Here is a 251-nt window from a genome sequence, read left to right on the forward strand (position 1 = left end):
CTTCTGGGTGTTGCTCAATGTATTGCTGTACCCTAACCAATGTTGGTCGCTGAGTTAACAACACCGCTGATTTGTCGAAATCAAAATACACAGGTTGGAGTATAGACCCAAAACAATATACTGCTACAGAAACGTCTCGCTGTTGACGACATTGCTCAGCAATAAGTGCCGCATTATTGGTTATTGTTGCGCCTAATTCTGCTTCATCAAACTCACCATCATCTTCGGCATCTTCATCAACAATCAAAAAC

General features: G+C 41.8%; 1 protein-coding gene. It reads right to left on the reverse strand.

Annotated features, from left to right (window positions below; all coding sequences use genetic code 11):
* A partial coding sequence (locus AAEY75_RS16365; RefSeq protein ID WP_352260212.1) for an OmpA family protein occupies positions 1-251 on the reverse strand: 251 nt, incomplete at both ends.

Origin of the sequence: Psychrobacter sp. TB55-MNA-CIBAN-0194 (assembly GCF_040309505.1) — a bacterium.
GTDB classification, from domain to species: Bacteria; Pseudomonadota; Gammaproteobacteria; order Pseudomonadales; family Moraxellaceae; genus Psychrobacter; species Psychrobacter fozii.